This is a genomic window from Chlorogloea sp. CCALA 695, assembly GCF_003003885.1.
In the GTDB taxonomy this organism is placed as follows: Bacteria; Cyanobacteriota; Cyanobacteriia; order Cyanobacteriales; family Chroococcidiopsidaceae; genus Aliterella.
Genome location: NZ_PVWN01000014.1, coordinates 50,622 through 70,986, shown reverse-complemented (window position 1 = coordinate 70,986; position 20,365 = coordinate 50,622). Strand labels below are relative to the sequence as shown.

Annotated in this window: 34 protein-coding genes; 1 reads left to right on the top strand and 33 read right to left on the bottom strand. The window is 44.8% G+C overall.

Going from position 1 to position 20,365, the window contains the following annotated elements:
- Positions 1 to 5 precede the first annotated feature (5 nt).
- The 32 genes from C7B70_RS10080 to rplC form a co-directional block, all read right to left on the bottom strand.
- Complete coding sequence (locus tag C7B70_RS10080; protein WP_106368916.1) at positions 6 to 791, bottom strand: Rpn family recombination-promoting nuclease/putative transposase; 786 nt, start codon at positions 789 to 791, stop codon at positions 6 to 8.
- A 44-nt stretch (positions 792 to 835) separates the two neighbouring features.
- On the bottom strand, positions 836 to 1,936 hold the full coding sequence (gene prfA / locus C7B70_RS10075; protein WP_106368915.1) for a peptide chain release factor 1: 1,101 nt from the start codon (positions 1,934 to 1,936) through the stop codon (positions 836 to 838).
- A gap of 68 nt (positions 1,937 to 2,004) precedes the next feature.
- Positions 2,005 to 2,247 carry a 50S ribosomal protein L31 gene (gene rpmE, locus C7B70_RS10070; protein ID WP_106368946.1) on the bottom strand — a complete coding sequence of 81 codons (243 nt, stop codon included), beginning with the start codon at positions 2,245 to 2,247 and terminating at the stop codon, positions 2,005 to 2,007.
- Between the two features lie 155 nt (positions 2,248 to 2,402).
- Positions 2,403 to 2,819, bottom strand: a complete 417-nt coding sequence (gene rpsI, locus C7B70_RS10065; RefSeq protein ID WP_106368914.1) for a 30S ribosomal protein S9 — start codon at positions 2,817 to 2,819, stop codon at positions 2,403 to 2,405.
- Positions 2,819 to 3,274, bottom strand: a complete 456-nt coding sequence (gene rplM / locus C7B70_RS10060; RefSeq protein WP_009634230.1) for a 50S ribosomal protein L13 — start codon at positions 3,272 to 3,274, stop codon at positions 2,819 to 2,821. Before rplM ends, rpsI begins: the two co-directional genes overlap by 1 nt.
- A 39-nt stretch (positions 3,275 to 3,313) precedes the next feature.
- On the bottom strand, positions 3,314 to 4,144 hold the full coding sequence (truA, locus tag C7B70_RS10055) for a tRNA pseudouridine(38-40) synthase TruA (protein WP_106368913.1): 831 nt from the start codon (positions 4,142 to 4,144) through the stop codon (positions 3,314 to 3,316).
- Positions 4,145 to 4,152: 8 nt separating this feature from the next.
- Positions 4,153 to 4,503, bottom strand: coding sequence for a 50S ribosomal protein L17 (gene rplQ, locus C7B70_RS10050; RefSeq protein ID WP_106368912.1), 351 nt, complete (start codon positions 4,501 to 4,503; stop codon positions 4,153 to 4,155).
- A gap of 37 nt (positions 4,504 to 4,540) precedes the next feature.
- Positions 4,541 to 5,488, bottom strand: a complete 948-nt coding sequence (locus C7B70_RS10045; protein ID WP_106368911.1) for a DNA-directed RNA polymerase subunit alpha — start codon at positions 5,486 to 5,488, stop codon at positions 4,541 to 4,543.
- Positions 5,489 to 5,573: 85 nt separating this feature from the next.
- Positions 5,574 to 5,969, bottom strand: a complete 396-nt coding sequence (gene rpsK, locus C7B70_RS10040) for a 30S ribosomal protein S11 (protein WP_009634234.1) — start codon at positions 5,967 to 5,969, stop codon at positions 5,574 to 5,576.
- A gap of 45 nt (positions 5,970 to 6,014) precedes the next feature.
- The gene (gene rpsM, locus C7B70_RS10035) at positions 6,015 to 6,395 is read right to left on the bottom strand and encodes a 30S ribosomal protein S13 (RefSeq protein ID WP_106368910.1); all 381 of its coding nucleotides are present in this window, start codon (positions 6,393 to 6,395) and stop codon (positions 6,015 to 6,017) included.
- 63 nt (positions 6,396 to 6,458) lie between these two features.
- On the bottom strand, positions 6,459 to 6,572 hold the full coding sequence (gene rpmJ, locus C7B70_RS10030; RefSeq protein ID WP_106368909.1) for a 50S ribosomal protein L36: 114 nt from the start codon (positions 6,570 to 6,572) through the stop codon (positions 6,459 to 6,461).
- A 71-nt stretch (positions 6,573 to 6,643) separates the two neighbouring features.
- Complete coding sequence (gene infA, locus C7B70_RS10025) at positions 6,644 to 6,868, bottom strand: translation initiation factor IF-1 (protein ID WP_028954055.1); 225 nt, start codon at positions 6,866 to 6,868, stop codon at positions 6,644 to 6,646.
- 144 nt (positions 6,869 to 7,012) lie between these two features.
- Positions 7,013 to 7,567, bottom strand: coding sequence for an adenylate kinase (locus C7B70_RS10020; RefSeq protein WP_106368908.1), 555 nt, complete (start codon positions 7,565 to 7,567; stop codon positions 7,013 to 7,015).
- Complete coding sequence (secY, locus tag C7B70_RS10015; protein ID WP_106368907.1) at positions 7,567 to 8,880, bottom strand: preprotein translocase subunit SecY; 1,314 nt, start codon at positions 8,878 to 8,880, stop codon at positions 7,567 to 7,569. The genes C7B70_RS10020 and secY overlap by 1 nt, the downstream gene beginning before the upstream one ends.
- 68 nt (positions 8,881 to 8,948) lie before the next feature.
- Entirely contained in the window at positions 8,949 to 9,392 is a 444-nt protein-coding gene (gene rplO / locus C7B70_RS10010; protein WP_106368906.1) for a 50S ribosomal protein L15, read from the bottom strand.
- Positions 9,393 to 9,398: 6 nt separating this feature from the next.
- Complete coding sequence (gene rpsE, locus C7B70_RS10005) at positions 9,399 to 9,926, bottom strand: 30S ribosomal protein S5 (protein WP_106368905.1); 528 nt, start codon at positions 9,924 to 9,926, stop codon at positions 9,399 to 9,401.
- Positions 9,927 to 9,954: 28 nt separating this feature from the next.
- Positions 9,955 to 10,314 carry a 50S ribosomal protein L18 gene (gene rplR, locus C7B70_RS10000; RefSeq protein ID WP_106368904.1) on the bottom strand — a complete coding sequence of 120 codons (360 nt, stop codon included), beginning with the start codon at positions 10,312 to 10,314 and terminating at the stop codon, positions 9,955 to 9,957.
- 2 nt (positions 10,315 to 10,316) lie between these two features.
- On the bottom strand, positions 10,317 to 10,856 hold the full coding sequence (gene rplF, locus C7B70_RS09995; protein ID WP_106368903.1) for a 50S ribosomal protein L6: 540 nt from the start codon (positions 10,854 to 10,856) through the stop codon (positions 10,317 to 10,319).
- Positions 10,857 to 10,902: 46 nt separating this feature from the next.
- The gene (gene rpsH / locus C7B70_RS09990) at positions 10,903 to 11,304 is read right to left on the bottom strand and encodes a 30S ribosomal protein S8 (protein ID WP_106368902.1); all 402 of its coding nucleotides are present in this window, start codon (positions 11,302 to 11,304) and stop codon (positions 10,903 to 10,905) included.
- An 18-nt stretch (positions 11,305 to 11,322) separates the two neighbouring features.
- On the bottom strand, positions 11,323 to 11,868 hold the full coding sequence (gene rplE / locus C7B70_RS09985; RefSeq protein ID WP_106368901.1) for a 50S ribosomal protein L5: 546 nt from the start codon (positions 11,866 to 11,868) through the stop codon (positions 11,323 to 11,325).
- A gap of 75 nt (positions 11,869 to 11,943) precedes the next feature.
- Positions 11,944 to 12,303 carry a 50S ribosomal protein L24 gene (gene rplX, locus C7B70_RS09980; RefSeq protein WP_106368900.1) on the bottom strand — a complete coding sequence of 120 codons (360 nt, stop codon included), beginning with the start codon at positions 12,301 to 12,303 and terminating at the stop codon, positions 11,944 to 11,946.
- Entirely contained in the window at positions 12,303 to 12,677 is a 375-nt protein-coding gene (gene rplN / locus C7B70_RS09975; protein ID WP_009634246.1) for a 50S ribosomal protein L14, read from the bottom strand. The genes rplX and rplN overlap by 1 nt, the downstream gene beginning before the upstream one ends.
- Entirely contained in the window at positions 12,674 to 12,952 is a 279-nt protein-coding gene (rpsQ, locus tag C7B70_RS09970; RefSeq protein ID WP_106368899.1) for a 30S ribosomal protein S17, read from the bottom strand. Before rpsQ ends, rplN begins: the two co-directional genes overlap by 4 nt.
- Before the next feature lie 6 nt (positions 12,953 to 12,958).
- The gene (gene rpmC, locus C7B70_RS09965; RefSeq protein WP_106368898.1) at positions 12,959 to 13,183 is read right to left on the bottom strand and encodes a 50S ribosomal protein L29; all 225 of its coding nucleotides are present in this window, start codon (positions 13,181 to 13,183) and stop codon (positions 12,959 to 12,961) included.
- Between the two features lie 3 nt (positions 13,184 to 13,186).
- Positions 13,187 to 13,609: a 50S ribosomal protein L16 gene (rplP, locus tag C7B70_RS09960; protein ID WP_106368897.1), complete on the bottom strand. Its 423-nt coding sequence runs from the start codon at positions 13,607 to 13,609 to the stop codon at positions 13,187 to 13,189.
- 48 nt (positions 13,610 to 13,657) lie between these two features.
- Positions 13,658 to 14,410 carry a 30S ribosomal protein S3 gene (gene rpsC, locus C7B70_RS09955; protein ID WP_106368896.1) on the bottom strand — a complete coding sequence of 251 codons (753 nt, stop codon included), beginning with the start codon at positions 14,408 to 14,410 and terminating at the stop codon, positions 13,658 to 13,660.
- Positions 14,411 to 14,434: 24 nt separating this feature from the next.
- Positions 14,435 to 14,794, bottom strand: coding sequence for a 50S ribosomal protein L22 (rplV, locus tag C7B70_RS09950; protein ID WP_106368895.1), 360 nt, complete (start codon positions 14,792 to 14,794; stop codon positions 14,435 to 14,437).
- A 34-nt stretch (positions 14,795 to 14,828) separates the two neighbouring features.
- A complete protein-coding gene (gene rpsS, locus C7B70_RS09945) occupies positions 14,829 to 15,107 on the bottom strand; it encodes a 30S ribosomal protein S19 (protein ID WP_009634252.1) in 279 nt (92 codons plus the stop codon).
- Between the two features lie 57 nt (positions 15,108 to 15,164).
- Entirely contained in the window at positions 15,165 to 16,028 is an 864-nt protein-coding gene (rplB, locus tag C7B70_RS09940) for a 50S ribosomal protein L2 (protein WP_106368894.1), read from the bottom strand.
- 44 nt (positions 16,029 to 16,072) lie between these two features.
- Entirely contained in the window at positions 16,073 to 16,387 is a 315-nt protein-coding gene (locus C7B70_RS09935; protein ID WP_009634254.1) for a 50S ribosomal protein L23, read from the bottom strand.
- Entirely contained in the window at positions 16,374 to 17,012 is a 639-nt protein-coding gene (gene rplD / locus C7B70_RS09930; RefSeq protein WP_106368893.1) for a 50S ribosomal protein L4, read from the bottom strand. The genes C7B70_RS09935 and rplD overlap by 14 nt, the downstream gene beginning before the upstream one ends.
- Positions 17,013 to 17,073: 61 nt before the next feature.
- Positions 17,074 to 17,715 (bottom strand): 50S ribosomal protein L3, encoded by a 642-nt coding sequence (rplC, locus tag C7B70_RS09925; protein ID WP_106368892.1) that lies wholly within the window; start codon positions 17,713 to 17,715, stop codon positions 17,074 to 17,076.
- Positions 17,716 to 18,266: 551 nt separating this feature from the next.
- Here rplC and ndhN point away from each other — a divergent pair.
- Positions 18,267 to 18,734, top strand: a complete 468-nt coding sequence (ndhN, locus tag C7B70_RS09915) for an NAD(P)H-quinone oxidoreductase subunit N (protein ID WP_106368890.1) — start codon at positions 18,267 to 18,269, stop codon at positions 18,732 to 18,734.
- 7 nt (positions 18,735 to 18,741) lie between these two features.
- On the opposite strand, the gene C7B70_RS09910 is transcribed toward ndhN, so the two are convergent.
- On the bottom strand, positions 18,742 to 20,364 hold the full coding sequence (locus C7B70_RS09910) for an alpha/beta hydrolase (RefSeq protein ID WP_106368889.1): 1,623 nt from the start codon (positions 20,362 to 20,364) through the stop codon (positions 18,742 to 18,744).
- Position 20,365: the final 1 nt, after the last annotated feature.

The following is a 20,365-nucleotide window of genomic DNA, read 5'->3' as shown; positions in this document are numbered from 1 at the left end:
TACATTTACTCTGGGGTTTGATTTTGGGCAGCTTGTCTAACTTGCTGTACGCTCAAACCTAGCGCCTGTGCTATTTGTTCTACAGTCAAACCTAGTATTAAGAATCCTGGCACAGATTGGAGCTTGCCTTCTACTATGCCTTCTAGTTTTGCTTCTTGATAAACCTTTGTTTGTTTCAGATCGCTTAACTCAAACATTGCCTCTATTTCCTCCCGACTCATATTAGGCAACTTGTAAACCAATATTGTCTCTACTAATTGTACAAATTTTTCCTGTTGTAATTGGTCGTCTTGTTGCCTGACTCGTTCTACTAACTCTCTTGCTTGCTCAACAGTTTTTGATTCGGGAGCAACTATTAACTTTAGAGTTTTAATTGCTATCGAGTTATCAAAAACCTCACCGCTTAACTCGTTAAGATAAATGCGTCTAATTCGTCCGCTATCAAAAAATTCTCGGTAATGTTTGATATTGCCTGCGTCTGTGCTTGAGCTAGGATACAAAACGATCGCACTCCAATCGTTTTCGGGCTTATTTTGCCGCAGATACAAAAAGATTTCCGCTAAAAACCGCGAATAAAATTCTTGCTGGGGCTGAAACTGGACTTCAACGAAGTAAATGCGATTACTTTCAAGGTTCGACAGAAAAACCCCATCAATCCGAAAAGCAGTTTGCTTGACTTCCACCGATGAAAATTGATAATTACTAGCAATTTCCGGTGTAATACCAATAAGTTCAAAAAAGATATCAGGAAATTCCTGAAACAAGCGATAAAAAAGGCTGTCAGTTTTCACCTTACAATTGCCTTATTTTACAGCAAAACTTGCGCGTCAATTTTTTATACTCCAGAACTAGAAGCTGCTAATTCTGCCAACCGCTCTTGCTGATCTTGAGAGATACAAGACTGGGTAATGGTTTCTAAATCCCCTTCAATGACTGGATTAAGCACAAAGTTCTGTCCCAAACGGTGGTCGGTAACGCGGTTATCTTTGTAGTTGTAAGTGCGGATCTTTTCTGAGCGCGATCCGGTTCCAACTTGAAGTCGCCGCATAGAAGTTACAGCTTCTTGCTGTTCTCTCAACTTCATTTCGTACAGTTTCGCCCGTAAAATCTGCATCGCCCGTTCTTTATTCTGTAGCTGGCTGCGTTCTTCAGTACAAAAGATCCGAATACCTGTAGGTTTGTGGTACAAATCGGCAGCAGTTTCTACTTTGTTGACATTTTGCCCCCCAGCACCACCAGAACGAGCGGTACTCATTTCAATATCTTTAGGATCAATGTGTATTTCCACATCGTCCACTTCGGGCATAACCGCAACAGTAGCGGTAGAAGTATGTACTCGTCCGCTTGCTTCAGTTAATGGTACGCGCTGCACTCTATGAACGCCAGCTTCAAACTTCAACTTGCTATAAACTTGGTCGCCTTGAATTTCTAAGACAGCTTCTTTAAAGCCGCCCATTTCTGCTAGAGATTCGCTAACTAACTTTACTTTCCAGTGTTGAACTTCCGCGTAACGCGAGTACATCCGCACTAAATCCCCTGCCCAAATACTAGCCTCATCGCCACCAGTTCCGGCACGAATTTCTAGCATGATGTTTTTGTCATCATTGGGATCGCGCGGTAAGAGCAACGTTTTCAAGCGAATTTCTAGTTGCTCTAATTTAGCTTCTAATTCCTGAACTTCGCTGGCGGCAATCTCTTGAAATTCAGGATCGCTGGCTGATTCTTTAAATACCTGACGAGCGCCAATTAATTCTTCGGTGGCAATTTTCCAATCTTCATAGCTATTAACTACTGGTTCCAAGGAAGAACGCGCCCTTGCCACCCGTTGCGTCTCATTAGGATCTCTAGCAACTTCAGGATCGGCAAGGCGGCGGTTTAGTTCGTTAAAGGTTTGTTCAACGGACTTTAGTTTGTCTAATAGGTAAGTTTCAGCCATAACGAGAAGTCGCGTAATTATTCAAGCAGGATAGGTTAGATTAACAGTTTGCTTTAAACTAACCAACGCTACTTTTTATCTTCTGGGGCTGTTTCTGGTTCAGTTTCCATCATGCCGTACTTACGCATAAACCGCTCAACACGCCCTTCAGTGTCAATCATCTTTTGCGTACCAGTATAGAAAGGGTGATTTCCCGACCATACATCAACGTGTAATTCTGGTTTGGTAGAGCCTACAGTCATTACAACTTCGCCGTTGCAATAAACTTTTGCTTCGGGATACCACTTAGGATGAATATCTGCTTTTGCCATTGTTTTAGTGAGGAATTTACTTAATTTATTGTAACTGTGATCGCTATTGTCAGGTTTGTAGAGACGTTGCAATGCAACGTCTCTAGCATTGGTTTTGAAATCATGCAAAGTTATTTCCGCGCCCTGAATTCATCAACGCCCAAAACTTTAGATTTTTAACGCTTCGAGAACTGAGGAGCTTTACGAGCTTTGTGCAATCCGTATTTCTTCCGCTCTTTGGCTCGTGGATCGCGGGTGAGATAGCCTTCTTTTTTCAAAGGTGGGCGGTTGTCAGGATCGAGCTTACATAAAGCACGGGCAACTCCCAAGCGAATTGAGTCTGATTGCCCAGTCAAGCCACCACCATGAGCATTTACTAAAATGTCATATTCATTTTCTAATCCCAAAGTTTCTAGGGGTGCTTTGGTGACAGAAATATAATTAGCGTTGAACTGAAAATATAACTCGCCTGGTTTGTTATTAACGGTCAATTGACCGCTACCTGGTACTAGACGTACCCGTGCTACCGATGATTTGCGGCGACCTGTACCCCAGTACACTGCGCGACCGCTATTAGCTTCTACTGCTTGCATTACTTATCTGCTCCGGGAATTGTTTGAATTTTTAGCTCTTGAGGTTGTTGTGCCGAATGGGGATGATCGCCACCAGCATAGACTTTTAGCTTCGTAAATAGTTGCTTACCCAAACTACTTTTAGGTAGCATTCCTTTAACTGCTTGCTCAATAATCCGCTCAGGAATCCGGGCTTGAAGTTTAGCAAAAGTCTCAGTTTTCATTCCCCCTGGTCGCCCAGAGTGACGGCGATAGAGCTTTTGAGTGCGCTTTTTGCCTGTAACTACTATTTTTTCAGCATTAACGACAATTACAAACCCGCCTGTATCCATGTGAGGAGTAAATTCGGGCTTGTTTTTGCCGCGTAAAACCATTGCAATTTCACTAGCTAGTCGTCCGAGGCGTTGGTCTGCGGCATCAACTATATACCAGTCGCGGTTGATAGTGTCTTGGGGTGGAAGATAAGTTTTTTCCATTTTTAAGTATCCTGTAAAATTTAATTGAGTAGCGCTGCCTTACATTGAGGGCAAAACTAATTTAGGCATGGTGTCATACCAGACTTCTGGCGGAAAAGGAGAGTCTTCATAGCCAACTCTTAGCAAACACAAACCGCAAGCGGGGGCGGCGTGTTTTACTTCTTCCCGGCGCTCTTGCTGCCAAAGCTCGGTAAAGTTATCCAGACTCCGCTTGCCTGTACCTACTTGCACCAGTAGCCCTACCAGCAGCCGCACCATGCCATACAAAAACCCATTTGCTTGAATTTCAATATGAATAAAGTCTAAAGCGCGATCGCACTTTACTTGTTGCACATCTACCCAAGAATGCGATCGCCTTGAGCCTGTCCGGTGAAAAGCGGCTAGATGATGAGTTCCCAGCAGGGTTTTTAATGCCGCTTGCATCTCTGATTCATCTAAAGGCGCATAATAATAATGCCAGCTAAACGGACTAACAAACAAGTTGGGTCTAGGGTCTGTATAAAGCGTGTAGCGATATCGCCGCCACTGGGCGCTAAAACGAGCGTGCCAAGACTCGCTAACGGACTCACTTGCCCGAATCAAAATATCACTGGGTAAGTAACCGTTTAACACCGATGCCCAGCGCTGGGAGGGAATCAAGCTATCATGCTCAAAATGGGCAACTTGAGCAGCAGCGTGAACCCCTGTATCCGTCCTTCCCGCACAGTGCAAAGTGACTTGATATCCTAAAACCTTTTTTAGGACTTTTTCAATCTCCCCTTGCACAGTACGTTGCTGTAGTTGCCTTTGCCAGCCATAAAAATGAGTACCTAAGTATTGAATTACCAAGGCGACTTTTTGTTTAGGGTTTTGGTACAGCAAGGCAACCATGTTTTAACTTACACAAGTTCAATAATTGCCATTTGTGCATTATCGCCACGACGGGGCATCGTTGACAAAATGCGGGTATAGCCACCATTGCGGCTACCGTAGCGAGTTGGAACTTGCTCAAATAAAGCATGAACCAATTGCTTGTCGTAAATAAAGCCCATCGCTTGACGACGAGCAGCTAAAGAGCCATCTTTAGCTAAAGTAATCATTTTTTCTGCTTCTTGGCGCAGGGCTTTGGCTCTAACTTTAGTTGTCGTAATCCGACCATGCCGGATTAATTCTGTAGTCAAAGCTCTTAATAGAGCGCGGCGTTGGTCGGCGGGTTTGCCAAGTTTGCTGATACTATTGCGGTGGCGCATAACAATTAGGGAGTAATTAGTTAGAAGGTGGACGGATCTAGCTAGGCTTAGGTGATTTTTCGTGAGGTAAAGTAATACCTAAGCGAACTTGCAAGGCTTCGATTACTTCTTCAGCAGATTTTTGACCAAAGTTTTTAATTTCTAGCAAATCTTCCTGGGTGTAATCCAATAAATCGGCAACGGAGTTTACTTGCGCTCGTTTGAGACAGTTGTAAGCTCTAACCGACAATTGCAATTCTTCAATGGGAATTTGGCTAGTAGGATCTTCATCAGTGGGCAACTCGTCTTGCATTGCCTCTAAAGAAATATCTTTTAGTGGATTAAATAATTCAACTAAAATACTAGCTGCTGCCGAGAGCGACTCTTGGGGGGTCACGCTGCCATTTGTCCAAATTTCCAAAACTAGCCGATCTTTTGCCGCCGAGCCATCTACAAGGGCATCTTCAACGCTGTAGTTGACTTTATGAACGGGCATAAATACGGCATCAATTTGGAGAAAATCTAAGGCTGTCGCGTCATCGCGGCTACGTTCGATTGTCCGATAGCCTTTACCTCTGTCGATGCGAAATTCCATTTCTAGTTTCGCACCCTCTGCTAAGGTTGCTACATACTGATTAGGATCGACGATTTCGACTTCTGAAGGTAAGTCAAAGTGAGCGGCGGTAACTATGGTTGGCCCGGTAACTAATAGTCGTCCAATTTGGGGTTGAGAGGAGTAGCTTTTTAAAACTACTTCTTTCATCCGCATCAGGATTTCTAATACATCTTCCCGCATTCCGGGAATGGTCGCAAATTCGTGATTCACTCCAGCAATCCGAACGGCGGTAACTGCCGTACCTTCTAGGTTTGACAGCAAGATTCGCCTTAGAGCGTTACCCAACGTAGTGCCTTGACCGCGATCGAGAGGCTCCAGGACAAATTTACTATATAGACTACGGTGTTCCTGTGTATTAGACTCGACACATTCAATTTGATATTGCGCCACGGAGTAACCTCCCTTATATTAGCTGCCACTATTGGGCAGAGTATTTACCTTTACTTGTTGATGCCTATAGAGTAATAGGGCTTTTTTAGACTCGACGGCGCTTGGGTGGACGGCAACCGTTGTGAGGAATCGGGGTAATATCCCGAATTAGCGTAATTTCAAGTCCTGCTCCTTGCAAGGCTCGAATTGCTGTCTCTCGACCCGATCCAGGCCCGCTTACCATAACTTCTATTTGCCGCATTCCTTGGTCTACGGCTCTACGGGCGGCACTTTCGGCGGCGGTTTGGGCTGCAAAGGGAGTTCCCTTTTTCGCGCCTTTAAAACCGCTAGATCCGGCAGATGCCCAAGAAATTACATCGCCATTTTGATCGGCGATCGTGACGATGCTGTTGTTAAAAGTAGACTGGATAAAAGCGATGCCGTTGGGGACGTTGCGCTTTTGCTTTTTAGCTCCAGGTTTTTTGTTTGTTTGTCGCGCCATAACTGAAAGTAAGCTAAATAATGCTGAGTAAAGGAACTAATTGTGTTACTTGCCACTGGGTGCTTTTTTCTTCCCAGCAACGGTTTGCCGTCTACCGCGCCTGGTTCTTGCATTGGTACGAGTTCTTTGTCCGCGTACGGGTAAACCCATCCGATGGCGGCGACCTCTATAAGTTCCAATATCAATTAACCGCTTGATCGACATTGATTCTAAGCGGCGCAAGTCTCCTTCAACTTGGTAACCTTCGATCGCACCCCGTAAGGCGGTAACGTCAGCGTCGCTTAAATCTTTAATCCGAGTATCTGGATTTACCCCGGTAGTTGTCAAAATGTTCTTTGACCGCGATAATCCAATTCCATATATGTAAGTAAGACCGATTTCGACGCGCTTATCACGCGGAAGGTCTACACCAGAAATCCGTGCCACGTTTTTTTCTCCCTAATTTGGCGGTGCTAAAAAACTCGATAAATAATTTTTGTATTTAACGGTCTAACCTTGTCTCTGCTTGTGTTTTGGGTTAGTACAAATTACCATTACTCGACCGCGACGGCGAATAACGTTACACTTTTCACAAATTCGACGGACTGAAGCTCTAACTTTCATTGCTGTTGCTTTATTACAAACTCTAAATTATACCACATTTATAGAAAGAAATGTTAAACAATTTGATTTAACTACTTTTTCCGCAAGCGGTACGTAATTCTGCCTTTAGTTAAGTCGTAGGGTGTCAATTCAACTTTGACGCGATCGCCTGGTAAAATTTTGATGTAATTACGACGAATTTTCCCTGAGATGTGAGCCAACACATCAAAGCCATTATCAAGCGATACTCTAAACATCGCATTCGGCAACGAGTCTGTGACCGTGCCTTCCATTTCAATCAAATCTTGTTTAGACAAGTGATATTTTCCTCAATTCTACTGGCTGTTGAACTACCCACAGCTAAGGGCGGTATAGCATAACGATTAAAACAATTCCACCTTTTATTAATATATCTTATCTAGCATCGGGCTAAAGTTTGATATCAAATTAAAGTGGATTTGTCAAGCGGTTATCACTTGATGGAGATCGGTGTTAACCGCTTCTAGGGTTTGATTGCCGTTGACGTAAACAAGTTGTTGGCGATCGCTATAAAAGCCAATCAAAGGTTTAGTATCAGCGTGGTAGACTTCCAAACGGCGGCGAATCACATCTTCTGTATCGTCAGGACGACCGCGACCTAAAAGCCGCTCAATCAAAATATCGTCTGGTACATCTAAGTTGATGACTTGAACGCTACCATGACCGAGTTTTTGCAGTAATTCGGCTAAAAACTCTGCTTGGCTGACAGTGCGGGGAAACCCATCTAAAATCCAACCGGAATTAATATCGCTTTGTTGGAGGCGTTCTTCGACCATTGCTTGAACTAAATTGTCTGGGACAAGTTCACCACGATCCATATAACTTTGCGCAGTAATGCCTAAAGGCGATCGCGCTGTCAACGCCTGACGCAAAATATCGCCCGTAGATATATGGGGAATCTGCAATTTTTCAGCCAACGCTAAAGCCTGAGTTCCTTTACCAGCACCAGGTGGACCCAGAAAAATCAATCTTGCCACTATTGTTTTACCATTCCTTCGTAACGCTGCGAGATCACATAAGTGCGAACTTGCCTTGCCGTATCAATTGCCACACCGACGAGAATTAGCAAGGAAGTTGCGCCCAACCCTCTAAAAGTTGGTACACCTACCGCACTTTCTACCGCCGTGGGGATAATTGCCACTGTTCCTAAAAACAACGCACCGAGTAAAGTTAGGCGATTAAGAACCCTTTCTACATATTCGCTGGTTGCTTTTCCTGGACGAATACCTGGAATACTAGCGCCCATTTTCTTCAAGTTTTGCGACATATCGACAGGGTTAACAATCAAAGACGCATAGAAATAACTAAAGAAAACAATGGAAACTAAATAAACTAAAGCGTAAGCCCAAGGAGCGGAACCACCAGGACTAAGATAGTTAGTGGCAATGTTGCTTAAAGTTGCATTTCCGGTTGCGTTAGCTAAAAATGCTGGCAAAATCAAGATACTAGAAGCAAAAATAATTGGCATTACTCCCCCCTGAATTAACTGTAGAGGCAAGTAACTGCGCCGTTCTTCTTGAACTTTTCTCCCAACTTGGCGACGAGCGGAAAGGATGGGAATTTTGCGACTGGCTTCTTGAACAAAAACAATGCCAACAATAGTAACTAAAAACACCAATAGGAGGACAACAACCCTACCTACGGCGGCTCTACCACCAGTTTGAGCAAAAGTAATAGTATCGCCCAAGGATTTGGGTAAAGCTGCAACAATGTTGACGAAAATCAGCAAAGATGCGCCATTACCAACACCGCGCTCGGTAATTAGTTCTGATGCCCACATAATGAACATAGAACCTGCAATTAGGGCGATCGCTGTTTGAATCACAAAAGCTGGCCCCGGTACGATCGCAAAAGGACGTACCCAAATAGCAGCAATAAAACTACTCTGCAAAACTGCCCAACCAAAAGAAACATAGCGGGTAATTTGCGATATTTTCCGTCTCCCAGCTTCCCCTTCATTTTTTTGTAAATTTTCTAAAGCTGGGATTGCCGCCGTTAGCAATTGAATAATAATCGAGGCGTTAATGTAGGGCAAAATGCCTAAAGCAAAGATGCCCAAGGTAGAAAGTCCGCCACCGGAAAAGATATCTAAAAAGCCAATAATCGCGTTATTGTTTTGTACAGCTTGGGTAAATTGTTCACGGTTAATTCCTGGTATGGGTATGAATACACCAAGACGCGCCAATATTAATATCCCAATAGTGACAAACAGCCGTCCTCTAAGTCCGGCGGTTTGTGCCATCTGCATAAAAGTTTCTTGAGCAGTTGGGGCTTTATCTCGACTAATCATAAAGTACCTTTTAAATTATTTTGGCACTGCGTTGTTAAAGGCTAAAACGTGCTAAAAACTTAGCCTGGTTACACTACTTGACAACTGCCCCCAGCCGCTTCAATTTTGCTTCTTGCCGATGCTGTAAAAGCGGCGGCTTGAACTGTAAGCGGTACACTTAGTTCGCCATCTCCCAATATTTTCAACGAGCCTTTAAATGCCGTCAGAATCCCTTCGGCTCTTAAAGAAGCAACGTTTACTTCGGTATTGGCAGCTAAAGCGGCAAGTTTAGAGACATTAACTGTAGTGTAAACTTTCCGGTTAATGAGCGGAAAGCCCTTCAACTTAGGAACGCGCCGATATAAAGGCTGCTGTCCACCTTCAAAGCCGGGTCTAGTACCGCTACCAGAACGAGCTTTTTGTCCGCGCATCCCCTTACCCGCACTAGCTCCCTGTCCGGCAGCAATTCCTCGCCCTAGACGGCTAGAGCGTTTTCTTGAGCCTTTTTGTGGCTTGGCATCGTTTAATCGCATATTACGTTAAGTAGTGTAAAGATTTTCAATGGGTACGCCGCGCTCATTAGCTACTTCAGACATTGTGCGGAGAGTAGAAAGCGCATTAACCGCCGCTCGTGCATTATTGAGCGGATTATTTGAGCCAAGTTGTTTTGCTAAGATATTGCGAACCCCAGCTAATTCCAATACAGTACGGACGGCTCCACCAGCAATTACTCCTGTTCCTGGAGCCGCCGGACGCATCATAACTTTTGCGCCACCGCCGACACCATTTGTAGGATGGGGAATAGAGTTACTTTTAGTAATTGGCACATCAATTAGGTGTTTTTTGCCATCCGCTACGCCTTTTTTAACAGCGCCGATGACATCTCCAGCTTTACCGACACCAATGCCAACTTGACCGCGTTCGTTGCCGATCGCTACAATGGCTCGGAAGCTAAGTTTTTTACCACCTTTAACTACCTTACTAACGCGGCGAATTTGAATTACCCGCTCTTGGAAAGTAGTTTCTTTTTCTTTAGTGCGCTTATTTTTGCGCCGTTCGGTTGCCATAATTTGTATTCCTTAGTAGATATTGGCTTTAAAAATCTAACCCAGCTTCCCGTGCGGCTTCTGCTAGGGCTTTAATCCGACCGTGATAGAGGTTTCCGCCCCGGTCAAATACAACTTTGGAGATGCCTTTTTCTATGGCTCTAGCGGCGATGAGTTTCCCGACTTCAGTAGAAGCGGCGCAACTTGCACCTAATTCTAAAGACTTTACTGCCGTTTCAATAGTAGAAGCGGCAGCCATAGTCTGATGCTGTGTATCATCTATGACTTGAGCATAAATATGTTGATTAGAGCGAAAAACTGCCAAACGAGGGCGTTCTTGGCTGCCGAAAACTTTGCCACGAACGCGGCGGTGTCGGCGGACTTTTGATTGATGGCGAGTGAGTTTCATTTTTACTTCTTACCTGTCTTACCAGCTTTACGTCTAACCACTTCTCCGGCATAACGAATACCTTTACCTTTGTAAGGTTCGGGAGGACGCACGGCGCGGATTTTGGCGGCGGTATTGCCTACTTCTTCTTTGTTAAAACCACTAACTATGACGTTGGTGTTTGTTTCGACAGCAATTGTCACGCCGTCGGGTGGTTCAATAATTACCGGATGGCTGTAGCCTACGTTTAAAGTTAGGGTACGACCTTGAACTTGAGCGCGGTAGCCTACGCCTTGAATTTCCAAACGGCGCTGAAATCCTTGGGAGACTCCTTCAACCATGTTGGCAACTAAAGTACGCGATAAACCGTGCATTTGTCGGGCGGGGCGGGATTCGTCGCGCCGCTTAACAAGTAGGGTATCCCCTTCTTGTTCTACCGTTACTTCGTTAGAAAGGATGCGGGAAAGTTCGCCTTTTGGCCCTTTAACCGCGACGAAATGCCCGTCAATCGTGACAGTGACTTTACTGGGTACAGTAATGGGAAGCTTACCAATTCGAGACATAACTACTTACTCCTATTTATTAGCGGTAATAGTTCCGCTAATGGTTCTACCAGACGTAGCACAGAATTTCGCCCCCTAGTCCTTGACGGCGGGCTTCGCGGTCGGTCATGATGCCGCTTGAAGTGGAAATAATCGCAATGCCGATGCCACCTAATACGCGCGGTAGCTCTTTATGGTTGGCGTAGACACGCAAACCTGGTTTGCTAATCCGCTTTAAAGCATTAATTAATGGTTGACGATTTTTACCTTTGTATTTCAAAGCGATCGTCAAGTTGCATTTGATTCCTTCACCTTCTTCGCCAACTTCGGCAATAAAGCCTTCGCTTTGCAGCACTTTAGCAATATTACGAGTTACTTTTGTTGCTGGCACAAGCGTTACCTGATGCCGTGCCATATTGGCGTTGCGGATGCGCGTCAGCATATCTGCAATTGTGTCGTTAGCCGCCATCGTTTCCTCTTTACAATTTTATTGATCTCGAAAAGGCATTCCAATTTCTTTAAGCAAAGCGCGACCTTCTTCGTCTGTTTTGGCTGTAGTAATAATTGAAATATCTAAGCCACGAACTTGATCGATGCTGTCATACTCCACTTCGGGAAATATTATTTGTTCTCTTACGCCCAAGGTGTAATTACCGCGTCCGTCAAAGCTTTTGGGGCTAATACCGCGAAAGTCGCGGATACGAGGTAGGGATAAACCAATTAGGCGGTCTAAAAAGTCGTACATCCGATCGCCGCGCAATGTCACCATCAAACCGACAGGCATTCCTTGACGAATTTTAAACCCGGCGATCGCCTTTTTAGCGCGAGTGACCACAGGTTTTTGTCCGGTAATTACAGCTACTTCCTTCAAAGAAGCTTCTAAAGATTTAGCGTTTTGCGCTGCTTCTCCCAAACCCCGGTTGATCGTGACCTTAATCACTTTGGGGACTTCTTGAATATTTGGATAGTGGAATTGCTCAACTAATTTGGGAACAATTGTTTGCTGATATAAGCTTTTGAGTCTAGTTGCCATAGTTTTGCACTTTTTCCCTGGTCTTGGTCAGGGTTGATAATAGATTTGAGTGGACTTAGCCAAAAGCTGAGACTACTACTTATCGAGTATTTCACCAGTTTTTTTGAGCATCCGTAGTTTGCGCCCTTGTTCGTTAAAGGTATAGCAAACCCGACTAGCTACGTTTTGCTTGGTCGAATACAGCATCACATTTGAGCTATGAATAGGAAACTCAGAGGTGACAATTTGACCAGATTCGCCTTCTTGCTGGGGTTTGACGTGTTTTGTTTTAATATTCACGCCCTTAATTGTCACCTTGCTTGTTTTCGGAAAAATCTGGACAATTTCGCCGACTTTGCCCCGATCTTTACCAGCAATTACTTGCACAGTATCGCCAGTTTTGACGTGCATTTTGTACCGTTGAGGTAGCTTGTTTGATTGCTTAGTTGTTGCCATTACAGTACCTCTGGAGCCAGAGAAACAATTTTAGTAAAGTTTTTATCTCTTAGTTCCCGCGCTACAGGTCCAAAGACGCGAGTGCCTCTAGGATTGCCATCGGCGTTAATAATCACGGCGGCATTATCGTCAAAACGTATACACATCCCGCTATCACGGTTCATGCCTTTACGAGTACGCACTATGACGGCGCGGACGACATCGGATTTTTTTACAGCCATGTTGGGACTAGCATCTTTAACAACGGCAATAATTACATCGCCTACGTTGCCGTAACGACGATTACCACCGCCACCACCCAAAACGCGGATACACATCAATTTTCTCGCGCCGCTATTGTCAGCGACGGTGAGATAAGTTTGGGGTTGAATCACGGTTGCGCCTCCTCTGTGGGTGCAGTAGTAGCTACCGTCCGATTAAGGATATCTAGTACAACCCAGCGCTTAGTTTTGCTCAAAGGTCTGGTTTCTTGAATGCGGACGCGATCGCCCACTACACATTTATTTTCTTCGTCGTGAACTTTGTAACGCTGGGTGCGGACTACAATTTTGCCGTACTTAGGATGAGGAGAGCGGTTTTCGATGGCAACTACCACCGTTTTCTGCATTTTATCGCTCACCACTAAGCCAACTCTTTCTTTGACTGCCATAATTACTTACTCTGGTACTGCGGCTGCGGTAGTTGCGAGTTTCCGTTCGTGTTCTACACTTAGTAACTGCGCTAACCGATGTTTGGCGTGGCGGAATTTGTGAGGTTTTTCTAGCTGTCTGGTGGCTTTTTGTAGCCGCAACTGAAACAGTTGTTTTTTGACGGTAGTAATTTCCTCGTTCAATTCCTCGTCGTTTAAGCTTCGAGCTTCAGAAATTTTTGGAAGTGCCATTATTTATACTTCCTCCAATTGTTCGCGCATAATAAACTTGGTATGAATTGGCAATTTGTGGGAAGCAAGACGCATAGCTTCACGGGCTGTAGCTTCAGGAACACCAGTAATTTCAAATAAAATTCGTCCTGGCTTGACTACAGCTACCCAAAATTCGGGAGAACCTTTACCCGAACCCATCCGAGTTTCGGCGGGGCGCATAGTTACAGGCTTATCGGGGAAAATCCGAATCCAGATTTTGCCACCACGACGCAAGTAACGGTTCATAGCTCGACGACTTGCTTCAATTTGCCTTGAAGTAATCCAAGAGGGTTCTTGAGCTTGCAAGCCAAAATCGCCAAAGTTTAGGGTGCTACCTTTAGTAGCTAGTCCTCTCATTCGTCCGCGTTGTTGTTTGCGGAATTTTGTTCTTCTTGGACTTAACATGACATTAATCAGGAAGTGGGCAGGGGGCGAAAATTAGTAAATAGCTTACTAATTTCCTTCATTAGAGCGGTCTTCAAACTGTGGGCGGCGGCGTTGTTGAGTACGACGGCGCGGCCCGTTAGTGTCGTCAGGAGTGGGTGTTTGTTCTTGTCCGGGGATAATTTCACCCTTGAAGACCCACACTTTTACACCCAAGATGCCGTAAATAGTTTTGGCGGTACAGTAGGCGTAATCTATATCGGCGCGTAAAGTATGCAAAGGTACTCTGCCTTCACGAGTCCATTCTGTCCGGGCAATTTCTGCGCCGTTAAGACGACCGCCGACTTGAATTCTGATCCCTTGAATCCCAGCCCTTTGAGCGCGTTGGATCGATTGGCGCACTACGCGACGGAAGGAAACCCGGCGCTCTAGTTGTCCGGCGATGTACTCGGCGATCAAGTAAGCATTGGCATCAACTTGAGGCACTTCTACCACGTTGATCCGAATTTGGCGATTGCCCCCTAGTAGTTCGTTAAGCCCGGTACGCAAGGCTTCAATACCTGTACCGCCACGACCTACGACCACTCCAGGACGAGCCGTACTAACTTCTAGCTCGATTTGGTCGGCTTTACGAGAGATTTTAACTTGGGCAATTCCAGCGTTGTTAGCTGCCAGCCGACCGAGTTTTTTTTCTATGTACTGCCGCAACTTGTAGTCTTCTTGGAGCAGGCTAGGGTAGCGCTGAGGATCGGCGAACCATTGCGAACGATGCTCTTGAGTGATACCCAGGCGGAAACCGACTGGATTTATCTTTTGTCCCACAAATAATAAGTCCTTGAGTGATGATTATTTTGTTGGTTCGCCTACAGCAACGGTCACAGTGATATGACACGTTGGTTTGCGGATTTGGTATGCCCGACCTTGCGCTCTTGGTTGAAAACGTTTAAGTACGGGCCCTTGGTCAGCAAAGGCTTGAGAGATTTTTAGTTCGGCGGGGTCGAGTCCGGCGTTATGCTCTGCGTTGGCGACGGCGCTCCGCAATACTTTCAGCACTGGATCGCAGGCGCGATAAGGCATAAACTCAAGAATTATTAATGCTTCCCTGTACGATCGCCCACGAATTTGATCGAGAACTCGACGCACTTTAAAAGGTGACATCCGAATATAACGGGCGATCGCTTTGATTTCTTTTTGATCTGTAGCCATAATTTTCTCCTGTAGCTTTTAGAGATTAAAAGCTTTATCTCCCGGCTTTTTTGTCACTTTTGGAGTGACCGCGAAACGTCCGAGTTGGGGCAAATTCGCCTAATTTGTGTCCAACCATCTGTTCGCTTAAAAAAACTGGTATGTGCTGTCTGCCGTTATGGACTGCGATCGTATGACCGACCATTTGCGGCAAAATTGTAGAAGCACGCGACCAAGTTTTGATTACTTGTTTTTCACCTTTGGCATTTAGCTTTTCTACTTTGGTGAGTAAGCTATCGGCTACAAAAGGCCCTTTTTTTAGTGAGCGACCCATAATTTAATGTTTTGAAGTGAGTAATTAGTTGTTAGTTTTGAAATGAACAAAACTGATTTAAGACTCTCTACCGCCTCTACCACGTTTCGAGGATTTGCGCCGACGACGGATAATTAGAGCGCTACTAGCTTTCTTCTTCTTCCGAGTCTTGTAACCCAAGGTTGGTTTACCCCAAGGAGTAACCGGACCCGGTCTACCAATAGGCGCTCTACCTTCACCACCTCCATGTGGGTGGTCTACGGGGTTCATGACGCTACCTCTAACTTTGGGACGGCGACCTTTCCAGCGATTGCGCCCAGCTTTACCAGCGCTGAGGTTTCGCATTTCGGCGTTGCCTACTTGTCCTAGAGTTGCGTAGCATTCGCGGCGAATTAGCCGCACTTCTCCAGATGGTAGCTTCAGGGTGACGTAATCGCCTTCCTTTGCTACTACTTGAGCGCTTGCACCCGCCGCACGCACGATTTGACCGCCTTTACCAGCAGTTAATTCGACGTTGTGGACGCTTGTACCCAAAGGAATATTCGATAAAGGTAAGGCATTTCCGTCTTCGTAAGGCGAATCGGGCCCAGAGATAATCATTGTCCCAACGGCTAAACCTGCGGGATGAATAATATATCTTTTTTCCCCATCTCGGTAAAACAGCAAAGCAATTCGAGCGTTGCGATTGGGATCGTACTCAATGGCTGCTACTTTTGCCGGAATATTATGTTTATCACGCTTAAAATCAATGGTGCGATAAAGTTGCTTGTGTCCGCCACCCCGACGACGGCTAGTAATTACACCGCGATTGTTGCGACCTTTAGGACGATGAACGGTGTAAGTTAGGCTTTTTTCTGGTTCGCTTTTAGTAATTTCCGAGAAGTCGGAAACAGTACATTGGCGAGTGCTAGAAGTGTATGGTTTATAAGAACGAGTACCCATAATTAGTAGTTTTGAGTTTTAAGTTTGGAGTTGTTCAGCCATGACTACACTTCGGGGAACAGCGCTTGTCTGATTTTTTCTTCGTCTCCAGGAGCTAAAGTAACGATCGCTTTTTTATATTGCGGTTTGTACCCAGTATGTTTGCCTACTCGCTTTTGTTTGCGGGGGGGCATATAGGTATTTACTTTAGTAATTTTGACTTGAAACAAACTTTCAATTGCGGCTTTAATTGCGGGCTTGGTAGCATTAGGAGTTACAGCAAATGTATATTTGTTTTGCTCCATCAGCAGGGTAGCTTTTTCAGTCACAATCGGGCGGCGCACTATGTCCGGTAGATTCCGCTCGTCAAACTGCGTCACTATAAACCTCCTGAATTTTTGCTAAAGCGGCAGCAGTTGTAATAATTTTGTCGGCGTTTAGCACGTCGTAAATATTTAACTGGTGAGCCGGATACATTTTTAAACCAGCAACGTTACGGGCTGATAAATAAATGTTTTGGTTTGGTTCGGTGACGATTAAGAGAATTTTGGCGCTGCTTTCAATTCCCCACCTAGTGATCGCACTGGTCAATTCTTTAGTTTTTGGTCTTGAGAATTGATCGGCAAATTCTTCAACTACAACCATGTCATCGGTACGACTAAAAAATGCCGTTCTCAGCGCTAAACGGCGCTCTTTGCGGTTCATTTTTGTCTCAAAATCTCTTGGCTTCGGCCCAAAAATTACGCCGCCGCCTCTCCACAAGGGAGAACGAATCGATCCTGCTCTAGCTCGACCTGTACCTTTTTGTCGCCAGGGTTTACGACCACCGCCGCGAACTTCCGCGCGAGTTTTTGTACAAGCATTACCTTGTCTAGCATTTGCTAGTTGGCGCACTAAGGCGCGGTGGACAACGTGAGAAGCGGTTTGATCTTTAGCAACTTTTAATTCTAAAGTTGCTTGCCCGACTTCCTCTCCTTGCCAATTTTTTACTACACAATCAACCATATTGGCTTTCCTCGTAACAGCTAAAGCTTGCGCCTTGAGCCGTCAATTTGACTTTTACTTTTTAAGTGGAGCGTTTTAACCTTTTAGCTGGCGAAATACTTAGTAATGCGCCAGGTTTGCCAGGAATTGCCCCTTTGATTAATAACAAGTTGCGTTCTGGATCTACTCTAACTACGATCAGCTTGCCGATAGTGACGCGCTTACCGCCTAATCGTCCCGCCATCTTTTTGCCGGGATATACACGACCAGGGGTTGTACCCGCACCGATAGATCCGGGCGCTCGGTGGTTTTTGGAACCGTGAGACATGGGCCCTCTGCCAAAGTTATGCCGTTTTTGAAAACCAGCAAAACCCCGACCGATACTTGTACCTGTGACATCGACAACTTGCCCTGCGGCAAACATTTCTGCTGTAAGTTGCTGACCTAAAGTAAATTCGCTGGAATTATCAGCGCGATACTCACGCAAGTGACGCAAAGGCGGCGCTGAAGATTTGCTTAAATGCCCCAATTCTGGTCTATTTAACGATTTTGGCTTTACTTCTTTAAATCCAACTTGGATGGCGCTATAACCATCGGTTTGAGTTGTTTTAACTTGGGTAACAGTGCATGGCCCGGCTTGAACGATAGTTACAGGGATAGCCCGTCCTATTTCGTCAAAGATTTGAGTCATGCCCAGCTTGGTGCCGAGGATACCTACAGACACGGGTAACTATCTCTCCATTTTTCACGCATGGGTTTGTTTTGATTGGTAGCGCGAGTTCAACAATTGTTTTAGTTGCCGCGCAGATCAACATTGAATTTCAGAATCACCCGAAATCCACTTATTTTGATGATTGTTCAGCAATTGCTAACATTAGCAAGAAATCGCTTCTACAACTGCCAGTTGTTTTTGAGGACTTAAACGCATCAATTCGATTAGTATCCCGCACTTATTGTGCTAATAACAAATCAATCTTTGGCTTGTTATTCCTGGCTTTTGGGCTGCTAGAGTGTAATTAGACTGTTGTTGTACCTAGTTTGATGTAGTGCGAATAAAAGGAGCTTTTTTCGGACTAACTAAGGCATACTTTACAGTTGAACTAAGCAATATTGACCACAATCTAATAGTTTAGATGAGTCTAAGCAAATTGGCAACAAAGATTTGTAAATTAGTAAGGCTGACAGTTTCTATAAATAGAATAAATCTTTAAGCAGTAACTTAAAGTTCCATAGGTAGGGATAATAAAAACATTAAGTAAGTTGACAACAAAAGTAATGGCGCTAATTACCACTGGCAAGCAACTGATTCGAGACTTGGAAAAATCGGGGGCGTTGGGTTTGTACGTGCCGCCAGAAGGCGGTTATGAAGGACGCTACCAACGGAGAATTCGGGCGGCGGGCTATACAACATTGCTATTGACGGCTCGTGGTTTGGGAGACTTGGCGGCTTATCTGACGGGAGTACATGGAGTACGCCCCGCTCATTTGGGCAAAAAAGACATTAGAGTTTATTACTTGCCACCGATAGTCAATTACCATTTAGAAAATTTGCCGCCTAACTCTAAGGGGCTAGTATTGTGGATGATGGAAGGGCATTTGCTTTCAAATCAGGAAGTAGAGTATTTAGCTAGTTTGCCGCAATTAGAGTCAAGGGTAAAAATAGCGATTGAAAGAGGTGGCGATCGCTTTTTTCGCTGGATGCCGTTAAAAGATACCTTAGAAGCAAGTTATCAAGCAGTGTAAGCGTGAGTTATTTGGGTAACTTAGTATCGACGAGCAAGTTCAAATCTGGGGGTAAAGTTTGAACCAGTCGAACTGGGGAAACCTTTTGAGCGATCGCACTTGTATAACTAGAACTTAAGTAAGGCAAGTATTGGGCATCGCTAGCGACGTAAGAGAAAGCAAAAGCAACGCTCACAGCTCTCATATAGCGCTTAACTAAATTAGGATAAGCGCCGTAAATGGGAAAGGGTAAGGCTAAAGGGGAGGTATTAGGATCGGGTTCTGACAAGGTGGAAAAGTGGGTTCCACCTTCTAGCAAAACTAGATATTTTTTGTCGGTAGTTAGCCAGCTAAAAGGAATAATTTGCTCGGATAAAGCGGGTGCAACCGTATCATCACTGCTACTAACAATCATTAGGGGAATTTTGATTTGGCTGAGGCTATCTTCACCAAAAATGCTACTACTCAGAGGATTAATAGCGATCGCAGCCTTGATTCTGGAATCGCGCAAATTGTATTGAGTTACAGGCAATGCTAAAGCGCGACATTGCAGTAATAGCGAAATATTCCAAGCATTAACGCGATCTTCACAGTCTTTTTGCAGTTGAGGAAAGTTAATCGGAGCGCCAGCTAAAGCTAAAGCTGTATAACCACCAAAAGATTGTCCAATAACTCCTACTTGGTTTAAGTTGAGTTCGTAGGTAGGATCGTCTGCGTCTAAAGCCTGGAGACGATCTAATAAATAACTAACATCGTAGGGACGATTAATAAACTCGCTAGGTTCATCGGCGGTATTAGCACGTCCTGCAAACAGACTTCGCAATTTTTCGGTATTGCTACCAGGATGTTCGGGAACAGCAACGGCAAAGCCATAGGAGGCTAAGTGGATGGCTAAATACGCTAGGGTAGTGCGATCAGAAGCTAAACCGTGAGAGATGACAATCACTGGTGCTGGGCGCGAAGTTACAGGAATGTATAAATCGGCAATATAAACGCGATCGCGCCTTCGATCGCTTAGGGTTAGGGTTTGTTTATTCCACTTAAACCGCCCGTTAGTGCGAAGATCGGGTAATTGAGAAAAATCTGTTACTGCACTACTTGCTTCAGTTTCGGCTTGTTTGGCAATAGATGCGATCGCTTGATTGGTACGATTAATAATAATTTCTACTTCATCAGCAAATTGCAAGCTGCGTCTTAAATCCACCCGAATACTGGTGCTAGGAAAGTGGCGCAAGACATTTAATAATGTCAATCCTTCATCATCGGCGGCGGCTAAAATTAAGGCGGAGCGTAAGGCATAAACGCCAGCTTGTCGGGACTCCGTTTGAATAATTTGCCCAATTCTTTGCAGTAAATCTTCCCCTTGAGGAGTGTATAAAAATTGCGAAATGGCAACAGGTTCTAAATTTACCCGTGTGATTAAAACTCGCCGCAACTGTTGCATTACTTGGGGTTTGGCATACTTAGCATAGGCGGCTAAATCGTCATTAATTATGCCTTTTTTGGCGTATAGTTCTAAAGCATCAATGGAAATTGATCGCTCTAACGCTGCGTAAGACGCATAAATTCTTTGAGCAGCAAAAGTTGGACGGGGTAAAGCAATAGGTAGAAGTAAAGATACGATCGCAATAGTTTGTAATGCTTTGAGCATA

Excerpts from the sequence above, each read along its gene's own strand:
- prfA (WP_106368915.1), bottom strand. The coding sequence starts at position 1,936 with ATGGCTGAAACTTACCTATTAGACAAACTAAAGTCCGTTGAACAAACC.
- rpmE (WP_106368946.1), bottom strand. The coding sequence starts at position 2,247 with ATGGCAAAAGCAGATATTCATCCTAAGTGGTATCCCGAAGCAAAAGTT.
- rpsI (WP_106368914.1), bottom strand. The coding sequence starts at position 2,819 with ATGCAAGCAGTAGAAGCTAATAGCGGTCGCGCAGTGTACTGGGGTACA.
- rplM (WP_009634230.1), bottom strand. The coding sequence starts at position 3,274 with ATGGAAAAAACTTATCTTCCACCCCAAGACACTATCAACCGCGACTGG.
- truA (WP_106368913.1), bottom strand. The coding sequence starts at position 4,144 with ATGGTTGCCTTGCTGTACCAAAACCCTAAACAAAAAGTCGCCTTGGTA.
- rplQ (WP_106368912.1), bottom strand. The coding sequence starts at position 4,503 with ATGCGCCACCGCAATAGTATCAGCAAACTTGGCAAACCCGCCGACCAA.
- rpsK (WP_009634234.1), bottom strand. The coding sequence starts at position 5,969 with ATGGCGCGACAAACAAACAAAAAACCTGGAGCTAAAAAGCAAAAGCGC.
- rpmJ (WP_106368909.1), bottom strand. The coding sequence starts at position 6,572 with ATGAAAGTTAGAGCTTCAGTCCGTCGAATTTGTGAAAAGTGTAACGTT.
- secY (WP_106368907.1), bottom strand. The coding sequence starts at position 8,880 with ATGATTAGTCGAGATAAAGCCCCAACTGCTCAAGAAACTTTTATGCAG.
- rplO (WP_106368906.1), bottom strand. The coding sequence starts at position 9,392 with ATGCGATTAAACGATGCCAAGCCACAAAAAGGCTCAAGAAAACGCTCT.
- rpsE (WP_106368905.1), bottom strand. The coding sequence starts at position 9,926 with ATGGCAACCGAACGGCGCAAAAATAAGCGCACTAAAGAAAAAGAAACT.
- rplR (WP_106368904.1), bottom strand. The coding sequence starts at position 10,314 with ATGAAACTCACTCGCCATCAATCAAAAGTCCGCCGACACCGCCGCGTT.
- rplF (WP_106368903.1), bottom strand. The coding sequence starts at position 10,856 with ATGTCTCGAATTGGTAAGCTTCCCATTACTGTACCCAGTAAAGTCACT.
- rpsH (WP_106368902.1), bottom strand. The coding sequence starts at position 11,304 with ATGGCGGCTAACGACACAATTGCAGATATGCTGACGCGCATCCGCAAC.
- rplE (WP_106368901.1), bottom strand. The coding sequence starts at position 11,868 with ATGGCAACTAGACTCAAAAGCTTATATCAGCAAACAATTGTTCCCAAA.
- rplX (WP_106368900.1), bottom strand. The coding sequence starts at position 12,303 with ATGGCAACAACTAAGCAATCAAACAAGCTACCTCAACGGTACAAAATG.
- rpsQ (WP_106368899.1), bottom strand. The coding sequence starts at position 12,952 with ATGGCAGTCAAAGAAAGAGTTGGCTTAGTGGTGAGCGATAAAATGCAG.
- rpmC (WP_106368898.1), bottom strand. The coding sequence starts at position 13,183 with ATGGCACTTCCAAAAATTTCTGAAGCTCGAAGCTTAAACGACGAGGAA.
- rplP (WP_106368897.1), bottom strand. The coding sequence starts at position 13,609 with ATGTTAAGTCCAAGAAGAACAAAATTCCGCAAACAACAACGCGGACGA.
- rplV (WP_106368895.1), bottom strand. The coding sequence starts at position 14,794 with ATGGCTACAGATCAAAAAGAAATCAAAGCGATCGCCCGTTATATTCGG.
- rpsS (WP_009634252.1), bottom strand. The coding sequence starts at position 15,107 with ATGGGTCGCTCACTAAAAAAAGGGCCTTTTGTAGCCGATAGCTTACTC.
- rplB (WP_106368894.1), bottom strand. The coding sequence starts at position 16,028 with ATGGGTACTCGTTCTTATAAACCATACACTTCTAGCACTCGCCAATGT.
- rplD (WP_106368893.1), bottom strand. The coding sequence starts at position 17,012 with ATGGTTGATTGTGTAGTAAAAAATTGGCAAGGAGAGGAAGTCGGGCAA.
- ndhN (WP_106368890.1), top strand. The coding sequence starts at position 18,267 with ATGGCGCTAATTACCACTGGCAAGCAACTGATTCGAGACTTGGAAAAA.
- C7B70_RS09910 (WP_106368889.1), bottom strand. The coding sequence starts at position 20,364 with ATGCTCAAAGCATTACAAACTATTGCGATCGTATCTTTACTTCTACCT.